Below are 20,616 nucleotides of genomic sequence, written 5' to 3'. Positions count from 1 at the left end.
GTTTTTTGAAACCAAAACGGATACTGGCAGATTTTTTTCGGAAAACGTGGCCGATTTACCTGATCTCTACTTTGTTTCATTTGCTTTCTAATTTAATCAACGTTTTTTATCCGAAGGTGTTGGGACAGTTTACGGATAAGCTGCAGATGAACGGGCTGACAAGCAGCCTGATTGTTGACTATAGCTTGCTGCTGCTTGTCATCGGAATAGGCCATGTGCTGTTCAACGGCATTGCGATGTATTTGATCATGTATGTCGGTAGAAAGTTCGAGTTTCTGGTACGCAGAGGCCTATTCAAGCATTTCACTGAAATGGGCGAGCGGTTCTATTCGAAGAATGGTGTCGGCAAGCTGCTGAGCTACTTTATGAATGACGTAACAGCGGTTCGAGAGTCGATCTCGATGGGCTTCAACGCAACTGCGAATGCTACCATGCTGCTTATCGCGGCGGTTACCATGATGCTGCTGAGCCATATTCCCTACTATCTGATATTGGCATCGGTATTCCCACTGCTTCTCATTCCAATCATCGTCGTATACCTAGGCCCGGTTATCCGCAGAAGATCGCTTGAGGTGCAGGAGGCGCTTGGCAAAATGACCGAAACCGCCGAGGAGCAATTCGGCGGCATTCGGGTTACCAAGAAGTTCGCGGTAGAAACGATTATGAACGAGCGGTTCGGCAAAACCGTCGACCAAATCAGGCATCACCAACTACGGCTGGTGCGGGTCTCTTCCTTCTTCCAAGCGTTGATTCCGTTTCTTGGCGCGATTGCGCTGGTCGTAGCGCTTGCTTTCGGCGGATATTTAACGATTACGAAGCAAATTACGCTTGGGAACTTTGTCGCTTTGACGCTGTATATCCGCATGCTGATGAATCCGCTGCAGCAAATTGGCAACGTGATCAATACGATCCAGCGCTCGCGAGCTTCTCTTGAGCGATTGAATGGACTGCTATCGCAGCAAGCGGATATTGTTGAGCTGGAGAATGCCAAGGAAATGGATTTGGCTGATGCCAGCATTTCGATTCAAGGTCTTACGTTCGCATATGAGCAAGGCTCGAATCCGGTATTGAAGGATATTAACCTAAGCGTCAAAGCAGGCGCTATGCTTGGTATCATCGGACGAACAGGAAGCGGGAAAACGACCTTGATGAAGCTGCTGCTGCGCACGATCGACCCTCCGCAAGGAGCGATTCGGTACGGAAATACTGATGTAAGAGAGCTTACGCTTGCGAGCTTGCGCAGTCAGCTTGCCTATGTTCCGCAGGACGGATTCCTGTTCAGTACGACGATTAGAGAAAATATCGCTTTTTCCAATCGGGAGCTTCCGCTGGACACCGTTGAAGCCGCCGCGAAGCATGCACAAATCTATGACAATATTGCCGAGCTGCCGAATCAATTCGAAACGAGGCTCGGTGAGCGGGGATTAACGCTATCAGGCGGTCAACGCCAGCGAACGAGCCTTGCGAGGGGGATCATTAAGGATGCCCCGATTATGATTTTGGATGACAGCGTCAGTGCGGTAGATGCCGTGACCGAAAAGGATATCATCGACGCGCTCCAAAAGCAGCGGAAGGATAAAACGACGATTATCATTGCCCATCGCATTAGTGCGATCAAGCATGCGGATGAAATCGTCGTGCTCGATGACGGTGTGATCGTGCAGCGCGGCACGCATGCCCAGCTGCTCACGCAGCAGGGACTCTATGCGACACTTCATGCGATACAGGAGGAGGGGAGCCAACATGCGACCGGCACAAGCCATTCATAATTGGCAGGCGGATCAGAAGGGCGATCCGGGCTTGCCTGAACAAAAACCGGAATACGTATCGGCGTTTCGAACGCTTTACGGCTACGCGAAGCCTCATATGTGGGGATTTATCGGCGTGTTCTGCTGTACGCTGATCGCGATTCTTTCTGATTTGCTTCAGCCTTTTTTAATGAAAATCGCGATTGACGATAATCTATTATCCGGTAAAAACGATTATAAAGGGCTGCTTACGATTTGCGCGATTTATTTGGGGCTATCGCTGTCAAGCCTGCTTTTTACTTATTTGCAAAGCAATATGCTGCAAAATATAGGGCAAAGCATCGTATCACGCATTCGCAAGCAGCTTTTTGGCCATATTCTGAAACAATCGATGCGCTATTTCGACCGCATGTCGAGCGGAAGCCTCATCACCCATGTCTCAAGCGATACCGAGGCGTTGAATCAGTTTTTCAATCAAGTGCTGCTCAGCCTGTTCCGGGACGGCTTGACACTGATTTTCATCATCGTCTTGATGTTCCAGCTGGATACGCAGCTTGCGTTGTACTGCTTGATACTGCTGCCAATAATATGGGCCATTGCCATTGCCTTCCGTTCCTTCATGCGCACGACCTATCAATTAGCGAGAACGAGACTGTCGCGATTGGTCGCGTTCGTAGCAGAAAACCTGTCAGGCATGAATTTGGTGCAGGTGTTCCATCAGCAGAAGGAGCAGGAGAAGCAGTTCAATGAGCGCAATAGCCAATACTTTCAAGCGAACCTTAGAGAAATTCGCACGAATGTCGTGTTTGGCCGAACGTTTGATATTTTAAGCAATTTATCGATTGCTTTTGTGACCTGGATCGGCGGGAACGCGGTGCTTGGCCAGCATCTGGAGTTCGGGGTGCTGTATGCGTTTATTACGTATATTCGCCAGTTTTTCCAGCCGATTAATACCATAACGCAGCAATGGAATACCTTGCAATCCGCAACGGTTGCGATTACGAGAATATGGAGCGTATTCGCCAACAAGCCCGATGTAATGGATCGCGAGCTGGCGCCTGTCGATCTTCGCAAGGAAGAGCTGAACGAAGACGAGGATGAACGCCAAGCCTCGCTGTCGAGCTTTAGCCTGGAGCAGGTAAAGGGCCGAATCGACTTCAATCGTATTTCCTTCTCCTATGAAGAGGGGATTCCGATTATTCGCGATTTGGACCTGCATATAAATTCCGGCGAGCTGATTGGCGTCGTGGGGACGACCGGAGCGGGCAAAAGCTCGTTGATCAGCCTGCTATGCCGATTCTACGATGTAAAAGCAGGCAGCATTCTGATTGATGAGACGGATGTGCGAGATATACCGCAAGCGACGCTGCACCGGCTTGTGGGGCTGGTGCAGCAGGAGCCTTATCTCTATTCGGGCAGCATTATCGAAAACATTAGGATGTTCGACAAGTCGATATCCCGCGAGGATGTTATTCGCGCGTGCGAGTTCGTCGGAGCGGATACGATTATCAATAAGCTGAAGGATGGCTACGAGACAAAGCTGTCGGAGCGCGGCAGCGGGCTATCGGCAGGCGAGCGGCAGCTCATATCCTTCGCCAGAATTATCGTGTTTAAGCCTAAGGTGCTCATCTTGGATGAAGCGAGCGCGAATTTGGATTCGCATACGGAGCAGTTAATACAGAATGCGCTGCAGGTCGTCTCGCAGGACCGGACGACGATTGTTATCGCGCATCGACTGTCCACCATTATGCAAGCCGACCGCATCATCGTCATGAGCCACGGCGAGATCGTGGAGCAGGGCAACCATCAGGAGCTGCTGGAGCATGACGGGCATTACAAAGAGCTGTATGAGCATTCCCAGGGCAACGTCGCAGTTTAGATCAATGGACCAGCTTCATCTTACTTAATCGGCACGAGCCGCAAGGCCATTATTATAGCAGGAGGTAGATCGTTATGAGTCTAGTAGTGTGCAACATTACCGATCTGATAGGAAATACGCCGCTTGTTCGCCTGAATAAGGTCGTGCCGGAGGGCAGCGCGGAAATTTACTTGAAGCTGGAGTTTTTCAATCCTGGCAGCAGCGTAAAGGACCGGATTGCGATAAGCATCATTGAAGAGGCGGAACGAGAAGGCAAGCTGAAGCCAGGCGATACGATCATTGAAGCAACAAGCGGCAATACGGGCATCGGTATTGCGCTTGTCGCAGCGGCAAGAGGGTATAAGGCGATACTTGTCATGCCGGAAACGATGAGCCTCGAGCGCCGCAATCTGCTGCGGGCATACGGTGCCGAGCTAGTGCTGACGCCAGGTCCGGAAGGAATGAAAGGCGCCATTCGGACAGCTCGGGAGCTTCAGGAGAAGCATCCGGAATATTTCCCGGCATTGCAATTCGATAACCCCGCGAACGTAAAGATTCACCGCGAAACAACGGGTCCCGAGATCGTAAGAGCGATTGAGTCGCTGGATGGCAAGCTGGACGGCTTCGTTGCAGGCGTGGGCACGGGCGGCACCATTACGGGAGCAGGCGAAATATTGCGCGAGCGCTTCCCCGGCATCCATATTGCGGCAGTGGAGCCTACTTCTTCGCCCGTACTCTCGGGTGGGCAGCCTGGACTTCACAAAATCCAAGGCATCGGGGCGGGTTTCGTCCCGTCGATTCTGGATACAAAGGTTTATGATGAAATTATCCAGGTGACCAATGAGGATGCGTTCGAAACGGCAAGAAGAGTGGCCAAGGAGGAAGGTATTCTAGGCGGAATCTCTTCAGGAGCTGCGGTATTCGCCGCGGTCCAATTAGCCAAGAAGCTAGGCACAGGCAAACGCGTCGTTGCGGTCATTCCGAGCAACGGAGAGCGCTATCTCTCTACTGTGCTATACCAACAGGAGCAGCAGCTCTAGTGACAGCGAAAAACGAACAGCCTCCCGGGAAATCATGCCGCGAGCTGTTCGTTTTTGCTTTTGCTGCTTCTCCAAAGCAAGCATGCCATGCGAAAGAGATCGATGCGCACGCTTGCTTAATGAATCCATAACCTATTAAAATGGGTGAAGCGATAGTAGGAGGCGTTCTCTTATTTTCACACTATATAATAGAAAGAAGCAGATGCAGCGATGAGTATTTTCCTTCATATCCTTATGAATAACGTACTGCCGATGGTCATTATGATCGGTCTCGGCATTGTTATTCAAAGGGCGTTCAAGCTAGATATCAAAACGTTGTCGAAGCTCAACTTTTATTTGTTTTCTCCGGCCATCATGTTCGATTTGCTTTATAAAACCGATATTTCGGCTTCCGTAATCGGCAAGATTTTATTTTTCTTCGTATTGTTCATGGTTACCCAATATATAATCGTCGAGGTCGTTATTCGTATCAGAGGCTACGGTCCCAGCATGAAGAGCGCGATGCGCAACAGCGTCCTATTCTATAACAGCGCGAATTACGGCATTCCGCTCAATCAGCTTGCTTTTGCAGGAAATGAGAAGACGCTCGCTATTCAAGTATTGATTATGATGGTGCAATCGCTCGTGCCTAATACATACGGTATTTATAACGTCAATGCGCATAAAGCTGATATGCGGGCCATCTGGCGGACGATATTGTCGATGCCGATCATCTATGTCATACCGATCGCCTTTTTATTAAGAGGCTTTGAGGTTACGATTCCACAGCCGCTGGCCACCCCGCTTGAGTACTTGTCCTCTGCCTTTATTGGAACAGCGCTTATTACGCTAGGCGTTCAGCTTGGAAACATGGAGTGGAAGATCAAGCGCTCGCTGCTTATAGACGTCAGCTTATCGGGTATGCTGCGGCTTGTCGCAGGACCGCTTCTCGCCTGGCTGATTGTGTGGCTGATGGGTTATGCGATGCCGATCGACAGGCTGACAGCCGCGGCGCTCATCGTTTCCTCGGCCGTTCCGACCTCGCTAAGCAGCGTTCTGCTCGCGGTCGAGTTCGATAATGAGGCGGAGTTTGCCTCGCAATCCGTGTTCGTCTCTACCATCTTGAGCATCATTACGGTAACGGCTGTAATCTTCTTCTTGCAGCTGGAAATCGGATAGAAGAGAAAGCCTATTGGATTAGCTGATCCGGTAGGCTTATTTTCCGCTTGTACATCAACTGGAGCAAGGTTAAAATGGAAAAAGACATACGTGTAAGCGGTTTATATGGAAATGGTAGAATGGAAACGGAGGTTTACTTTAACATGCTGCCAACGACGCATGATATGATTCATGCAAGCGCTTTAAAAAGGACATTTGGCCGAGGAAGCGGCGCAGTCACCGTTTTAAAGGGAGTAGACCTGTCCATTCCCTCTGGGAAGCTGATCGCGTTTAAAGGAAGGTCTGGTTCTGGGAAAACGACGTTAATTAATTTGCTCAGCGCGCTAGATCGACCGACCGAGGGAAAAATCACGTTTGCTGGACGCGATTTGACTGCCATGTCGAATCAAGAGAGAGATCAGGTACGCCGAATGGAAATGGGGCTTATTTTCCAATCCTTCGCGCTTATTCCTCTTATGTCCGCCTATGAGAATGTGGAATTCATATTGCGCGTTTCCGGCATGCCGGCGAGCGGCCGCAAAGAGGCAGCCATTCAAGCCTTGGAGCAGGTCGGATTGAAAGGTCGCATGCATCATCGGCCATTCGAGCTCTCAGGCGGAGAGCAGCAAAGAACCGCCATCGCAAGAGCGATTGCCCATAAGCCGAAGCTGCTGCTTGCGGATGAGCCGACTGCCGAGCTAGATACCCGCACAGGCTTGCAAATTATGAAAGTATTTCGCGATTTGGTAGAAACGGCTGGCATGACCATCATTATAACGACGCATGATCCCGCTATTATGGAAATCGTTGACCATGTTTATGAATTGGAGGATGGACAAATTGCCGCAAAAGCTTAAGCCGCTGCTCGGCTGGTCATTCGCGCTGCTCCTTGGCGCTTCACTTACAGGCTGCTCGCTGCTTCCCGCAGAGGAGGAGGCGCTCAAGCCCCCGCTCGTCAAGCCCGCGCAAGAGAATTATCGAACGGTAACGGTAGAGAAGGGAACGATAACGCAAGAGATTAAAGGCAGCGGAAGCCTTGAATCAACGAAAACGGAAATCGCGCAGTTTACGGGCCAAGGCGGACGGATCGCGAAGATGCTTGTAGCTTCCGGGGCGAAGGTGAAAAAAGGCGACGTGCTCGTTCAACTGAACGTGGACGGACTGGATATTCAATTAAAGGAGCAGCAGTTGTCGGTTGCGCGGGCAAAGCTGGCGCTAAAGCAAGCGAAGTCTGGCGCTGACGACGATGCGATCCAAATTGCAAAGCTTCAGATGGAGATTGAGGATTTGAAGCTGGCAAGGCTGATGGAAACCTTCAACAGCAAGCAGCTGGTGGCGGGAATGGACGGGCAGGTAACCTTTGTCGAGGATTTGGAGGAAGGCGATTTCGTAGAAGCCTATCAGACTCTCGTCATTATCTCGGATCCTTCGAAGCTCCGCGTTGCGCTTAGGGTCGAGTCAGGATCGGAAATTAGCGGTGTAGACGTTGGCTATCCGGCTTTCGTTTCCTTTGGCTCGCAGGAGGTGCAAGGGAAGGTTGTGCAGACGCCATCATCGGCACCGTCCACTTTAAATGAGCAGTTAAAGGAGCGATATTCCAAAACATTGTTTATCGAAGTGGCTAAATTGCCAAGCGATGCAGCAATTGGCGCGTTTACCGATGTCAAAATCATATTGCAGCAGCGTGACGATATTTTGAAAATACCGCGCAGCGGCGTGCGCAGCTTCTTAGGCAGAACGTTCGTCAGAACGCTTGAGGATGGCAACAAAATCCGCGAAATCGATGTTGAGACGGGGATTAAAGGCTCGACTGAAATGGAAATAACGAAGGGCCTAGAGGAAGGCGCGATCGTCGTACTTCAATAACGATAACGGATTTTGCCGATTGCTTATCTTCAGCCGTTAAGCTTGGGAGGTTGTGAAGTGGCTTTGTTTGTCATGATTATACGTAAAATGGTTCAAAACAAGTGGTTAGTGACAAGCTTGTTCATCGGCTTGGTTCTCTCCGTCGCGCTCGTCAGCAGCATGCCGATCTATTCGGAAGCCATTTTATCGCGGATGCTGGTTAAGGACCTGGAGACCATGCAGACAAAAAGGAACGTCTATCCTGGAAGCCAATACAATAAACTGTTCTACACGAAAGAAACGCCGGAGAAAATGAATGCTATCTATTCGAAAGTGGATCGCTACATTCACGAACAGGCGCAAGCCAGCTTTCAGATTCCCGTACAGGAGCTTGTCGTTGATTTTCAATCAAAGTCGATGAAGATTAGGCCGGAGAACGATCCCGAGCCCGATTCCAAAAAATCGCTTAAAACGATGTCGCTTCGTTCATTCTCTGGTCTGGAGGAGCATATTAAGCTCATTGACGGAAGAATGCCTGCGGAGCAGCAGCCTGTTGACGGTGTATACGAGGTGCTCGTAACGGAGCGAGGCTTGATTCAGTTCAAAACGGTGCTGGACTTGGCGTTCACTGTCGATGACGATAAAATTGCCGGGGAAATAAAATTCAAGCCAGTAGGTGTATTCCAAAAAACGCTGGATGATGATCCCTATTTCAGGGATACGGACTTAAGCGAGCTAAGCGGCAGCTTCATCATCAGTGATAAGGTTGCGAAGCAGCAGCTTATGCAGGAGGCTCGTCTGCCTGTCGCGTCCGTTGGCTGGTTTTTCGTATTGGATTATTCGAAGATGGAGCTAAGATATGTTGATGACTTCGTCCAAACTACGAATAAAATAAAAAATGTGCTGTTGAACAATGTGTCCTTGTATCAAACCGTGTCAGAAACGCCGGCGCTGGATACAATCTCCAAATATTTGGAGCGAGCCGATCAGCTTCGTACGCTTATGTGGTCGCTTAACGTCCCGGTGCTGATCATGCTGGGCTTCTACATGTTCATGGTATCGAATCTGATTGCCGACAGGCAGAAGAATGAGATTGCAGTACTTCGGAGCAGAGGGGCGGCACGCTGGCAGATCATTACCTCCTATGCGGTGGAAGGCCTAATTCTATGCGGCATCGCATTCGGCATCGGACCGCTGATAGGGGTAGCTCTGACGGGTATGCTTGGCGCTTCGAACGGCTTTCTTGAATTCGTGCAGCGCGTCCGTCTGCCAATTAGGCTGACCGAGGAAGCCTACCGCTATGGCGCTATCTCATCGGCCGCTTGCTTTGTCATCATGCTTATTCCCATTATTATGGCGACACGCGTCTCCATTGTCGGGCATAAGCAGCAGCTGGCGCGTCTCTTGAAGTCGCCGCTATGGCACAAAATGTTTCTAGATGTCATAGCGCTTGCGCTTGCCATCTATGGTCTCTACACGTTCAAGAAAAGATTGGCTGACCTGCAAAGCTTGGGGCTTAACGCGGGTGATCTAAATATTGATCCGCTGCAGTTCGTCGTGCCGGCCTTGTTTATTATGGGAGCAGGCTTGCTGCTGCTCCGCCTGTATCCATGGGTGCTGCGGTTTGTCTACTGGCTCGGCAAGAAGTGGTGGCCGCCTTCCGTCTATGCGACACTGATACAGGTCGGAAGGTCAAGCACGCAATATCAATTCCTAATGATCTTTCTAATTATGACGATTGCGACAGGCGTATTCAGCGCTTCTGCGGCCAGAACGATCAATAATAATACGGAGGACCGCATTCGCTACGGCAACGGGGCCGAGGTCGTATTGACATCGCAGTGGATGAACGACGCCCCGCCGCCGGCAGGCCCAGGACAGCCGCAGGCGGAGACGCCGGCCGTGCAAGCGCCGGTGCATTATTTGGAGCCTGCATTCGAGCCTTTCCGGACGCTTGAAGGAGTCGAGCAAGCGGCTAAAGTGTTCACGAAGGATACGACCTTCAGCGTGAACGAAAGCACGGGGGCAGCAACGCTCATTGGCATTGATACCGATGAGTTCGGTGAAACGACTTGGTTCCGTGACAGCTTGCTGGATTATCCGATCAATGACTACTTGAATCTGCTTGCCGCAGACTCGCAGGCGGTTCTCATCTCCAAAACGCTAGCGGAGCAAAATAAGGTGAAGCCGGGAGATACGATCTGGGTCGGCTGGAGCGACGTTCCACAGCAGCCGTTTAAAGTATACGGCATTATTGAATATTTCCCGACCTTTAATCCGAACCCGGCGATAGGGAGCGTGGACGTAAGCGACGAGTCCTCTAAGGGAAATGCGCCGATGCTGATCGTGGGACACTTGCCCCGCATTCAGGTACAGCTGGCTTTGGAGCCGTATGACGTATGGATAAAGCTGAAGCCGGAGACGACAACGGCTGCGTTCTACGAATCGCTCAAGCAGTCCAAGCTTCCCGTTACGAATATCGTAAATACGAGAGAAGCGCTTGTGGCAGCCAAAAATGATCCTTTTCTTATGGCGCTTAACGGCATTCTGACTTTAGGCTTCGTCCTATCGATTCTAGTAAGCTTTATTGGGTTTTTATTGTATTGGGTCTTGTCGCTGCGGGGTAGAACACTGCAAAACGGCATTCTGCGAGCTATTGGCTTGTCGCTTAAGCAGCTTATCGGAATGCTTGCCGTTGAACAGCTCCTGACTTCGGGCGTTGCGGTTCTAATTGGCATTGCCGTCGGCAATATAGCAAGCCGGCTGTATGTACCCAACTTCCAGATTGCCTTCAACCCAAGCAGCCTTGTACCGCCGTTCAAAGTCATGTTCGATGCTTCCGATCTCATGCGGATTTATGTGCTTGTAGGTTTCATGCTTGTTGTTGGACTTGGCATACTCGCTTACATGCTGTCGCGTCTGCGCATTCATCAAGCGATTAAGCTAGGGGAGGATTGACGGATGATTCATTGCGAAGGGCTTGTCAAAATATATAAAACTGCCGATCTGGAGGTATTCGCTCTGCAAGGTCTCGATCTCCAAATTGAGAACGGCGAGCTGATGGCGATCATTGGCAATAGCGGAAGCGGCAAGTCGACGCTGCTGAACATGCTGGGCGGTCTGGATCGTCCGACAGCCGGCAAGCTGACGGTTGACGGTCGGGATATGCTGAAGTTCAAGGAACGTGATTTCGTACGCTACAAGCGGGAGAGCGTTGGATTCGTGTGGCAAAATAATGCTCGGAATCTGATTCCGTATTTGACAGCGCTTGAAAATGTCGAGCTTCCCATCCTGCTTACAGGCAGCCGCAAGCGGTGGCGCGCCAAGGAGCTGCTCGATGCCGTGGGACTTAGCCACCGGGCATCCAATAAGCTGTATGAGCTGTCGGGAGGGGAGCAGCAGCGCGTTGCGATCGCGATCGCACTCGCTAACCATCCCAAGCTGCTGCTGGCGGATGAGCCGACAGGTTCCGTCGATTCGCGAATGGCTAATCAAATTCTCGATTTGTTTCGCGAGCTGAACCGTACGATAGGCATTACGGTCGTGATCGTCACGCATGATCCGGAGCTTGCGAAGAAGGTGGACCGGGTAGCCGCAATTCGAGACGGCAAAATCTCGTCCGAGATGCTGAGGAAGCGTTCGTACGCCGAGGAGCTGGCTGCGCTGGAGGAAGAGAACGCGGAAGAAGGGACGCATGTGGAGTATGCTGTACTCGATAAAGCAGGCCGCTTGCAGGTGCCCGCGAATTATTTGGAATCGATTGGCGTAAAGAACTCGAATAAATTGCGGGTCGAGCTGGGGGACGGGAAAATCGTGCTGCTGCCTCCCGAGGAGAAAGCTGAATAACGGTTAAAAGAGCTGTACAAGGTCAATAATGACCTTGCTGCAGCTTTTTTTAAAATATAGGAAAGTATATCATTTCGCCAACTTTCTCTATATTTTCTACGCGAAACGTAAGCTTAGCCGCCAGAGGACGGCTTCAGCCGTTTACGCTTGTGCCTTTTTCAGGTGGCGGATGCGATTGTTTTCATTAAAGGACTGGGAATAGACGGAAATACATGATATGATATACAGGCATGTAACTGTAACTAAAAAGTATACCGAATATAAAGGAGGAGTCCATATGTCAAGTGCAAAAAGCGAAGCATCGGTTGAAGCGTTATTCAAGCCTTTTAAGTCTAAAAATCTGGAGGTGGCCAATCGCATTGTGATGGCGCCAATGACAAGAGGATTCTCTCCGAACGGCGTGCCGACAGAGGATGTCGCTGCTTATTATCGACGCAGAGCCGAAAACGGGGTTGGGCTTATCGTTACGGAAGGAACGCTGATTAATCACCCTGCTGCGGGAGGCAACCCCAATATTCCGAATTTCCATGGCGAGGCAGCGCTTCAGCACTGGGCCAATGTGGCGAAAGCCGTGCATGAGGGAGGCGGGAAGATCATTCCTCAGCTATGGCATATCGGGCTGACGCGCAAGATTGGAGATCTCCCCAATCCCGAGGCTTTGCCAATCGGCCCATCGGGTCTCAATCTGACTGGCGAGAAAATAACGGAGCCATTGACCGAGAATGAGATCGCTGACCTGATCTCTGCCTTTGCACAGGCCGCAGCCGATGCAGCAAGGATCGGATTTGACGGTATCGAGCTTCATGGGGCGCACGGATATTTGATCGACCAATTTTTCTGGGACAAAACCAATAAGCGCACGGATCGCTACGGCGGAGATCTTGCTTCACGCACCCGTTTCGCCGTAGAGATTATCGAAGCTTGCCGCAAAGCGGTAGGTCCGGACTTTCCAATCGTGCTGCGATTCTCGCAGTGGAAGGCTGGCCAGTACGAGGCAAAATTAGCTGAGACGCCAGAGCAGCTTTCTTCGTTTTTGGCCCCGCTCGTTGATGCGGGCGTGGATGTGTTCCATTGCTCGACAAGGCGTTATTGGGAGCCGGAATTCGCGGGCTCAGAGCTCAATTTGGCAGGCTGGACGAAGCAGCTGACCGGAAAACCAACCATTACGGTCGGCTCCATCGGTCTCGATAACGAGTTCCGGAGCAGCACAGGCGATTCCGCGCATCCCGCTTCACTTGCAGGCGTGCTCGAAAGATTGGAAAACGGAGAGTTCGATTTTGTGGCGGTGGGAAGAGCGCTGCTTGCGGACTATGAATGGGCGGCCAAGGTACGTGACGGACGATCCGATGAGCTGAGAAATTATGATACGGCATTATTGAGCGCTTTGAATTAATACCGGTTGGGAGAAAGCGTGATGCTTCAGGGCATCGCGCTTTTTTTCGTTCGCCCCTCCACTTGACGAGCTGAAGCGTTATTTTTTTGAATACGCTTTATAAAAGGTTGTTTTTTTGGTAGCATAATTATATAGAAATAATCTAACAAATCTCTCTCCATTAGAAGGGTGAATCAGACTATGCAAATCGATCTTTCGAATAAAACAGCTTTAATTACTGGGGCAACCGGCGATTTGGGCCGTGTTATGGCTCGTACGCTTGCCGGTTGCGGTGCTAACATCGTACTGCATTACAATAATAACGAAGCGAAGGCTAGAGAGCTGATGCAGGAAATAACGAATCTCGGCAGACGCGCCATGATCGTTCAAGCGGATGTGACTAACGAGCAGCAAATGAATGAGATGAAGGCGGCGGTTGCTGAAGAGCTTGGTCACGTTGACATCGTAGTTGCCAATGCGGTCATACAGTATCAATGGACAAGCATTCTGGAGCAGCCGATCGCGGATTACGTCAGCCAATTTGAATCCTGCGTGCTGCAAAGCGTCTTTTTGGCCAAAGCGTTCGTGCCTGCGATGATAGAACGGAAAGCGGGCCGGGTCATAGGCATTAATACGGAATGCGCAATGCAGAACTTTCCGAACCAATCTGCCTATACGGCCGGCAAGCGCGGAATGGACGGTCTTTACCGCGTACTCGCAAAGGAAGCGGGAGAGCATCAAATTACGGTGAACCAAGTTGCACCGGGTTGGACAATCAGCGATCGCGACCGTGCGAGCGGAATAGACGAGAACAACCCCTATGCGCAGAGTGTTCCGCTTAAACGAAGAGGAACCGATCAGGAGATTGCGAATACGGTCGCGTTCCTGGCATCGGATCTTGCGAGCTTTATAACAGGGGCATATATTCCAGTGAACGGCGGAAACGTTATGCCTGCCATCTAGATTAAGGGAGCATGAGGATGAGTCCAAAAAAACGATTGTGGCGCATATGGGCGGCTATTGGCGGCATGAGAATGGAACGGAAGCTGTTTATCGTCTTTCTGCTTCTGATTACGCTGCCGTTATCGTTTATCGGCTACATCTCCTATAGCAACTATTCACGCTCAATCGAAGAGAAAACGATCGTATATTCGACTAAGATGCTTGAGAACATGATGGTTCGCGTCGACGATTATATCGAGGATATGGTGCGCATATCCTCGATTCCCGCTTATCAAGACGATATTAAGCAAAATTTGATGCGCTCCAATGCGTATTACGAGCAGCGGCAGCAGGCGGCGGGCGATAACGGCAGCCAGCTGCCCGATGATTTTGACCAGCTGCTCGTTATTCAGCGCGGGATTGAAGGGAACATCTCGTTTATCAATACGATAAAGCGAGGCGCCAATTCCGTTTATATATTTGACCATTTCGGAAATGGCTATTTTTCGACTGCCGGCGGCGGTATTCGGCTGAACGTGAAGGAAAGCTATGAGAACTGGCGCGAGAACGTGGAAAGCTCGGGAGGCGAAGCGCTGTTATTCAGCACGCAGAAATATACGAGCAATTTGCAGAGCACCAAATATGCGTTCACGGTTGTTCGCAAAGTCATCGACAAATCGTTGAAGACGCTTGGCCTCATTGCCGTGGATGCGAATATTAGCGTCATTGAGGATCAGATGAGTGAGCTCGACAAGGTAACGAATGGAGATTCGGTTATTATTGATGAAGCTGGCAATGTCGTGTATGACAGCGACAAGTCGAGGATGGCGACGAATATCGCGAATGATCCGACTGTCGCGCTCGCCAAGGGGACGAAGGGCAGCTTCTATTACGAACGAGACGGCGCAAAACGCTTATACATTTATACGACGTCGCCGAATACGAAATGGAAGGTTATGACGTCCATCGCGAACAGCGAGCTGACGAAGGACGCGGTCGTGATCCGGCGAGTGACATGGATTGCTACGATTATCACGATTATCGTAGCGCTCTTTATTTCATTTATCTTTTCGTTCGCGCTCACGAATCCGCTTCGCAAAATGATGCGTTTGATGCGGAATGTTCAAGAGGGCGATTTCAACGTGCAGTTTCAGGTGAAATACCGGGATGAGGTTGGACAGCTGGGTACCCAGTTTAACCGAATGATTGTACGGATCGACCATCTTATTCAAGATATTTATGTCATTGAGAAGAAGAAAAAGGAAGCCGAGCTTCATGCGCTGCAGAGCCAGATTAATCCGCATTTCATGTATAACACGCTCGAATCGATCCGCATGGCAGCAGAGCTGAATGACGACCAAATTGCGGCAGACATGATCGCTATTCTAGGAAAGCTGCTGCGTTACAGCATTAGTGATCTGCTTGAGGAGGTCACAATGGAGAACGAGCTGCTGCATATGAGAAATTATGTGGAAATGCTTAATTACCGTTATCCGGGCCGCTTCCAATTGGACATCCAGGTAGCCGAAGCTCTGTACCGGTATCCGATTATTAAGCTCGTGCTTCAGCCTATCGTAGAGAACGCCATCTATCATGGGATGGATGACAGCAAGCCTTTCATGCGGATTAGAATTAGCAGCGAGCAAACCTCGCAAATCTTCTGGCTGCGTATCGAGGATGATGGCGTAGGCATGGATGAAGAGACTTTGGATCGGCTTAATCGTTCGCTCGCTGGAGCGGAAGAGCCTGGCGTGAAAGGGAAGTCAGGCGGGATTGGCTTGAAAAATGTAAATGAGCGCATCAAGCTTCATTACGGGAATGCTTATGGGCTGAAGGTAACCAGTGAACGGGGAACAGGCACCGTGGTGATGTTACAGCTTCCAATCGAATTAGGGAGAGAAGCGGAATGAATAAATACAAGTCCATTGTCATGTTCGTTATTCTTGTATTGGGCTTATGCATAGCGGGCTGCGACAATAATTTGCCGGGCGGCGGGGCGGAGAGCGAGCCTACGGACAAATCGGAGCAGGCGGAGTGGGCTGCGACGTTGACCGTATTGACCAATCGGGTTGACCTTGTGGAGAATGGCGTATTCCAAACGTATGCCAATCGATTCGCTGAGCTGCATCCCGGCGTTACGGTCAAATTCGAAGGCGTGCCTAATTATGCCAGCGATATTATGGTTCGTTTGTCTACACGCAATTTGGGAGATGTGCTGCTGCTGCCCAACAATATAAAAAATGAGAATTTGCCGGAATATTTCGAGCCGCTCAATGACAGTCTCTTCGAAAATGTTCGTTTTGCCGATTTCAAAGCTTTCGGAGGGGCTCGTTACGGTATTGCGACGGGGGCGTCCACAACGGGCATTGTGTATAACAAAGAGGCTTTTGCAAAGGCTGGTATTAAGGATGTACCGACGACGCTCGACGAATTTTATGAAGCCTGCGAAAAGCTCAAGGCAGTAGGCATTGTTCCGGTCTATTTGAATTATGGCGCCCAATGGCCGTTGATGACTTGGGGCGAGGATTTGGTTAGCTATATAACGGGAGACGCCGATTATTTGAATAATATGGTGAATGAGGACAGTCCGTGGCAAATCGACAATCCTTGGGGACAAGCCATCTCCATCGCAAAAACGTTAATCGATCGGGATTACGTGGAGAAGCAGCTGCTCACGAATCAGTGGGAAATTTCCAAAACAGAGCTGGCGAGCGGGAGAGCAGGCATGTATTTGATGGGAAATTGGGTCATTAATCAAGTGATCGCCGCCGGCGCCAAGACGGAGGATATCGGTTTTTTTCCATTCCCATATGATAATGGCGAGAAGAGGTATGCGCCTTTAAGTCCGGACTGGTTTTTGGGCATAAGCAAGTTTAGCGAGAATAAACAGCTTGCTGAAGCGTGGGTACAGTTTTTTGTCAATGATTCCGGTTATATTGATGATTCCGGATTCCTGCCTGTCAATGAAGCGAAGACTCCGTCCTTGCCGCAGTTCCAGCAGTTTTTGTCCTTCAACAGCGAGTTTCTAGAGCGCCGCGTTCCCAATGACCTGCTGCTCGAAATCTCAAATACGGCACAAATCGCATTCTGGTCGGGCGATTTCATTCAGGATTGGATAGCGGCTCCCGACTTGCAGGAAGTGTTCGACAAATATAACGAGCGGTGGAAAGCAGCACGAACCATTACCGAAAGTTAAGGTGGAGTTTTTCAATGTCAAAAAAGGTTACCATGCAGCAAATTGCCGATTATTTAGGTGTCTCTAAGTTTGTTGTCTCCAAGGCGCTCTCCGGCAAAGGCGGAGTTAGCGAAGCAACGCAGGAACGCGTCATTCAGGCGGCATCACAGCTGGGTTATTTCTCCCAAAAAAACGCGTACGTCAAAACGATGAAGCTCGAGCAGCTGCCTAAGACGCCTGCCGCAGGCAAGCAATCGGTGCTTGTGCTCATGCCGAACATTCGTTTCCAAACGAAGGAGTCGCTTTATTGGGGACGGATTCTCGACGGCATTGCAGCCAGGCTGGAAGAGGGCGGCTATGGGATGGTCATCGTCTCCGAGCAAAGCGTCGATCATTTCTTGCATTTCCTCAACCCGAACGGCATTCTCGGTTTAATTGGCGTTGGGGAAATATCGACGCCGCTGCTGCTTGAGGTACACCGAATCGGATTGCCGATGGTATTGGTGGATCATGAAGATATGCTCATTCCTAGCGATACGGTTTTTACGAACAACTATGAATCCATGTACCGTCTGACCAAGCATTTGATCGGAAAAGGTCACGCGCAGCTGTGCTTTGTAGGAGATATTCATTATTCCCGGAGCTTTAAGGATCGTTTTCTCGGCTTCCGAAGCGCGCTTGAGGAGCATATGGAGGAAGCATCGCGCTTCTCGATAAGCGGTGACTATTATTTATCTGTTGAGGGCTTCGAGCATGAGCAGTTTCAAGAGCCGATTAAGCAATGGGCGGTCAAAAGAATAAAGGCAAAAACGCTCCCAACGGCGCTGCTTTGCGCTAATGATATGATCGGAATCAGTGCGGTAAAAGCGCTGCAAGAGCTCGGCATCAAGGTGCCGGATGAGGTGTCGGTTACCGGCTACGATAATATTGACGATTCATTCCGAATGTCGCCTGCGCTTACGACCGTGCATGTGCCCAAGGAGGCGCTTGGCAAACGTGCCGTCGACCGTCTCATTGCTCGTATTGAGAGCAAGCAGGAGCCCATGGAGAAGCTATTGGTTGCAGGAGAGCTGCTTTACCGGGAATCGACAGGGCAGGCGAGCGCCGCGTTTATAGGGAGCTGAGGTATTCATGTTATTTAAGAATCTGTTCTCGAAATGGAAGTTAGCAAGCCCAGTATCTGCCCCCATAGAGAAAGCACTGCTCGTAATTGACAGCACGCCAGATTTGCCTCAGGAATTCGGCTATAAGTGTCAATGGTTTGCTGTTAATACAACGGATACAGAGCGCGTTGCGGCTTTTCTGAAGGGGAAAGGTATCATTGCAGCGAACTGGAAAACAGGCATGGCAGCTGCGTATAACGGCAGCTGTTTTATAACGCCTCAAGTGAATGGTTGGACGTTTATCATCCAACCATTTATGCGGGAAATAGAAGATAGCTCGAGTGAAGGAGCAAGAAATAAAGCGCAGGCTCTAAGCGCTCTTTTCGGGGAAGCCTATTACTTTGGAAATTATAGGGTTTCCAGCTATTATGCTTGGTGCAAGGCGATTAATGGTCACGTTGTCCGGGCTTTCGGCTATGGCGATGGCGAAGTTCTTATAGATGAAGGCGATTTGACGGCGGAAGAGCATCAAATCGCCTTTTTTACAACCGGAGATGAAGAAGGGTGGCTGAGCGAGGAGGATGTGTTGACGCTCGCTGAGCTATGGACAACGTCAACCGTTAGCATTGATGGCGATTGCAAGCCGGGAACCGGATTTTTAGTTGCGTTTGATTAAGTCGGGTTGGTTGTTTGAAAGGAGGGAGAATGCAATTGCGGAAAATGGGATCATATATAATCGTTATATGGATCTTAAGCGCTTTTACTCTTACAGGAACGGTCCATGCGGATTGGGCAAGACATTTCGTTGTCTATGACGGAAATTCCTATTCCATAACCGATATCCCGGTCGACGCATCTCAAATCGGCAACGAGCTGGGCAAGGTTACGTCGTATTCCGATGAAGAAGGAATCTATTCGGGACATTTCTCTAACTATTATCCGGTAGGTACACCATATTACGCCATTCAGAAGATAGAAACCGATGAAGCGATAGCGGTCAATGGTAGCGATGGCATGTTCATTAGAGCGAGCTACGAAGGGGCATATGGAGGCGGAATCATTAGTTGGGGGAAAGTGGGGCGCTATGTGGCGGGCTCATTCGCTGTCATCATCGTAAGTCTGCTTATTTGGAACAATTGGGGCAGGGCAAAAAGGGAGGTTGGAAATGAGGAGCTTTGATCAGTCGGAGTGGATCATGCCATGCAGCTTTTCCGATAACGGAGGAGATATTAACCCGCTTTCTGAATGGATTCGAAGCCCCGGCAGGTGAAGGGGAACGTATCATTGACAATGATTGAAAAAGAAGTGTCCATTAGATGCCTTAGCACCTGATGGACACTTCTTTGGAATAGATGGATTAACCTTGAAGCTGCAGATTGCGGTCGATCAACGCGATACGCTGCTCTACGCAAGCATATGAGCGCAGCGGGTCCTCCGGCGTATTCAGGCAATAGTCAAGCAATTGGTCAACCGTTGTGGCAGCTACATGGCAGCGAGTGTCCGAAGAAGCATAATAGATGTATACGTCGCCGTTGTCAAGGGCAATGACGCCGTTGCAGAACGCAACGTTCGATACGTCGCCGACGCGCTCTATGCCTTCCGGCGCAAGCAAGTGGCCGCCTGGGCGATGGGTTACTTTACTTGGCTCCTGCAGATCGGATAGGAATGCGTAAAGGACGTAGCGCAAGCCTGCCGCCGTATTGCGAACGCCATGAGCGACATGAATCCAGCCTTTTTCGGTCTTGATCGGTGCAGGGCCCTGACCGTTCTTCACTTCTTTAATCGTATGGTAGTGGCGCTCGTCTATAATAACCTCGCGTTCAACAACCGCATTCTCGATCGTATCTGATAGTCCCCAGCCAATGCCGCCGCCTGAGCCCGTATCGATGAAGCCATCCTGCGGGCGTGTGTAAAAGGCATATTTGCCGTCTACAAACTCTGGATGCAGCACGACATTACGCTGCTGATTCGATGCCGTTTTGAGATCGGCAAGGCGTTCCCATTGCTTCAGATCCTTCGTTCTTACAATGCCGCATTGTGCGATTGCGCTGGACAAATCGCCTTTTGGGGCAGCGGGATCCTTTCTCTCGGTACAGAACAAGCCGTAAATCCAGCCATCCTCATGCTGAACAAGGCGCATATCGTACACATTTACGTCGGGATCGCTCGTCTCTGGCAGAAGAATCGGATGCTCCCAGAAGCGGAAGCCGTCTACCGGGCTGCCGCTCTCGGCAATCGCGAAAAAAGACTTCCGGTCATTGCCTTCAACGCGGGCAACCAGATGGTATTTGCCGTTCAAGAATATCGCACCGGGATTAAAAACGCAGTGAATGCCAAGGCGTTCCATGAAAAAAGGATTCGTCTCGGGGTTGAAGTCATATTTCCAAGCGAGCGGTGCGTGTGCCGCCGTAAGGACTGGATGCACATAACGGTCGAATACGCCGTTGCCCAGTGCTTCAGGCTCGTTCTTTTGCGTGACAAGAGCTTCGTACCGCTCTGTCAGCAACTGCTTGCGTTCATTAAATTTACTCATGTATATACCCCTCCATT

At 50.3% G+C, this 20,616-nt stretch carries 17 protein-coding genes; 16 read left to right on the top strand and 1 reads right to left on the bottom strand.

Annotation, left to right across the window (positions count from 1 at the left end):
* Positions 1-5 precede the first annotated feature (5 nt).
* The 16 genes from FHS16_RS05025 (at position 6) to FHS16_RS31625 (ending at position 19,245) form a co-directional block, all read left to right on the top strand.
* Positions 6-1,769, top strand: a complete 1,764-nt coding sequence (locus FHS16_RS05025; protein WP_183559453.1) for an ABC transporter ATP-binding protein — start codon at positions 6-8, stop codon at positions 1,767-1,769.
* Positions 1,744-3,627, top strand: a complete 1,884-nt coding sequence (locus FHS16_RS05020; RefSeq protein WP_183559451.1) for an ABC transporter ATP-binding protein — start codon at positions 1,744-1,746, stop codon at positions 3,625-3,627. The genes FHS16_RS05025 and FHS16_RS05020 overlap by 26 nt, the downstream gene beginning before the upstream one ends.
* Positions 3,628-3,701: 74 nt before the next feature.
* Entirely contained in the window at positions 3,702-4,646 is a 945-nt protein-coding gene (gene cysK / locus FHS16_RS05015; protein WP_183559449.1) for a cysteine synthase A, read from the top strand.
* Positions 4,646-4,777, top strand: a complete 132-nt coding sequence (locus FHS16_RS32225; RefSeq protein WP_281378997.1) for a hypothetical protein — start codon at positions 4,646-4,648, stop codon at positions 4,775-4,777. The genes cysK and FHS16_RS32225 overlap by 1 nt, the downstream gene beginning before the upstream one ends.
* 79 nt (positions 4,778-4,856) lie before the next feature.
* Positions 4,857-5,804: an AEC family transporter gene (locus tag FHS16_RS05010; RefSeq protein ID WP_183559447.1), complete on the top strand. Its 948-nt coding sequence runs from the start codon at positions 4,857-4,859 to the stop codon at positions 5,802-5,804.
* A 143-nt stretch (positions 5,805-5,947) separates the two neighbouring features.
* Entirely contained in the window at positions 5,948-6,640 is a 693-nt protein-coding gene (locus tag FHS16_RS05005) for an ABC transporter ATP-binding protein (RefSeq protein ID WP_183559733.1), read from the top strand.
* Positions 6,615-7,649: an efflux RND transporter periplasmic adaptor subunit gene (locus FHS16_RS05000; protein WP_183559444.1), complete on the top strand. Its 1,035-nt coding sequence runs from the start codon at positions 6,615-6,617 to the stop codon at positions 7,647-7,649. Before FHS16_RS05005 ends, FHS16_RS05000 begins: the two co-directional genes overlap by 26 nt.
* Positions 7,650-7,706: 57 nt before the next feature.
* Entirely contained in the window at positions 7,707-10,586 is a 2,880-nt protein-coding gene (locus tag FHS16_RS04995) for an ABC transporter permease (RefSeq protein ID WP_312890777.1), read from the top strand.
* A gap of 3 nt (positions 10,587-10,589) precedes the next feature.
* Positions 10,590-11,474 carry an ABC transporter ATP-binding protein gene (locus tag FHS16_RS04990; RefSeq protein WP_183559442.1) on the top strand — a complete coding sequence of 295 codons (885 nt, stop codon included), beginning with the start codon at positions 10,590-10,592 and terminating at the stop codon, positions 11,472-11,474.
* A gap of 277 nt (positions 11,475-11,751) precedes the next feature.
* A complete protein-coding gene (locus FHS16_RS04985; protein WP_183559440.1) occupies positions 11,752-12,867 on the top strand; it encodes an NADH:flavin oxidoreductase in 1,116 nt (371 codons plus the stop codon).
* Between the two features lie 180 nt (positions 12,868-13,047).
* Positions 13,048-13,809: an SDR family NAD(P)-dependent oxidoreductase gene (locus tag FHS16_RS04980; RefSeq protein ID WP_183559438.1), complete on the top strand. Its 762-nt coding sequence runs from the start codon at positions 13,048-13,050 to the stop codon at positions 13,807-13,809.
* Between the two features lie 17 nt (positions 13,810-13,826).
* Positions 13,827-15,698 (top strand): sensor histidine kinase, encoded by a 1,872-nt coding sequence (locus FHS16_RS04975; RefSeq protein WP_183559436.1) that lies wholly within the window; start codon positions 13,827-13,829, stop codon positions 15,696-15,698.
* Complete coding sequence (locus FHS16_RS04970) at positions 15,695-16,984, top strand: ABC transporter substrate-binding protein (protein ID WP_183559434.1); 1,290 nt, start codon at positions 15,695-15,697, stop codon at positions 16,982-16,984. The genes FHS16_RS04975 and FHS16_RS04970 overlap by 4 nt, the downstream gene beginning before the upstream one ends.
* A gap of 14 nt (positions 16,985-16,998) precedes the next feature.
* Entirely contained in the window at positions 16,999-18,087 is a 1,089-nt protein-coding gene (locus FHS16_RS04965) for a LacI family DNA-binding transcriptional regulator (RefSeq protein WP_183559432.1), read from the top strand.
* 7 nt (positions 18,088-18,094) lie between these two features.
* Positions 18,095-18,742, top strand: a complete 648-nt coding sequence (locus FHS16_RS04960; RefSeq protein WP_183559430.1) for a hypothetical protein — start codon at positions 18,095-18,097, stop codon at positions 18,740-18,742.
* A 29-nt stretch (positions 18,743-18,771) separates the two neighbouring features.
* Complete coding sequence (locus tag FHS16_RS31625; protein WP_246431594.1) at positions 18,772-19,245, top strand: hypothetical protein; 474 nt, start codon at positions 18,772-18,774, stop codon at positions 19,243-19,245.
* A gap of 178 nt (positions 19,246-19,423) precedes the next feature.
* Here FHS16_RS31625 and FHS16_RS04950 read toward each other — a convergent pair whose 3' ends face one another.
* Positions 19,424-20,599 (bottom strand): glycoside hydrolase family 130 protein, encoded by a 1,176-nt coding sequence (locus FHS16_RS04950; RefSeq protein ID WP_183559428.1) that lies wholly within the window; start codon positions 20,597-20,599, stop codon positions 19,424-19,426.
* Positions 20,600-20,616: the final 17 nt, after the last annotated feature.

The sequence above is a fragment of the Paenibacillus endophyticus genome, from assembly GCF_014192395.1.
In the GTDB taxonomy this organism is placed as follows: domain Bacteria; phylum Bacillota; class Bacilli; order Paenibacillales; family Paenibacillaceae; genus Pristimantibacillus; species Pristimantibacillus endophyticus.
This window is presented reverse-complemented; position numbering and strand designations above follow the sequence as displayed.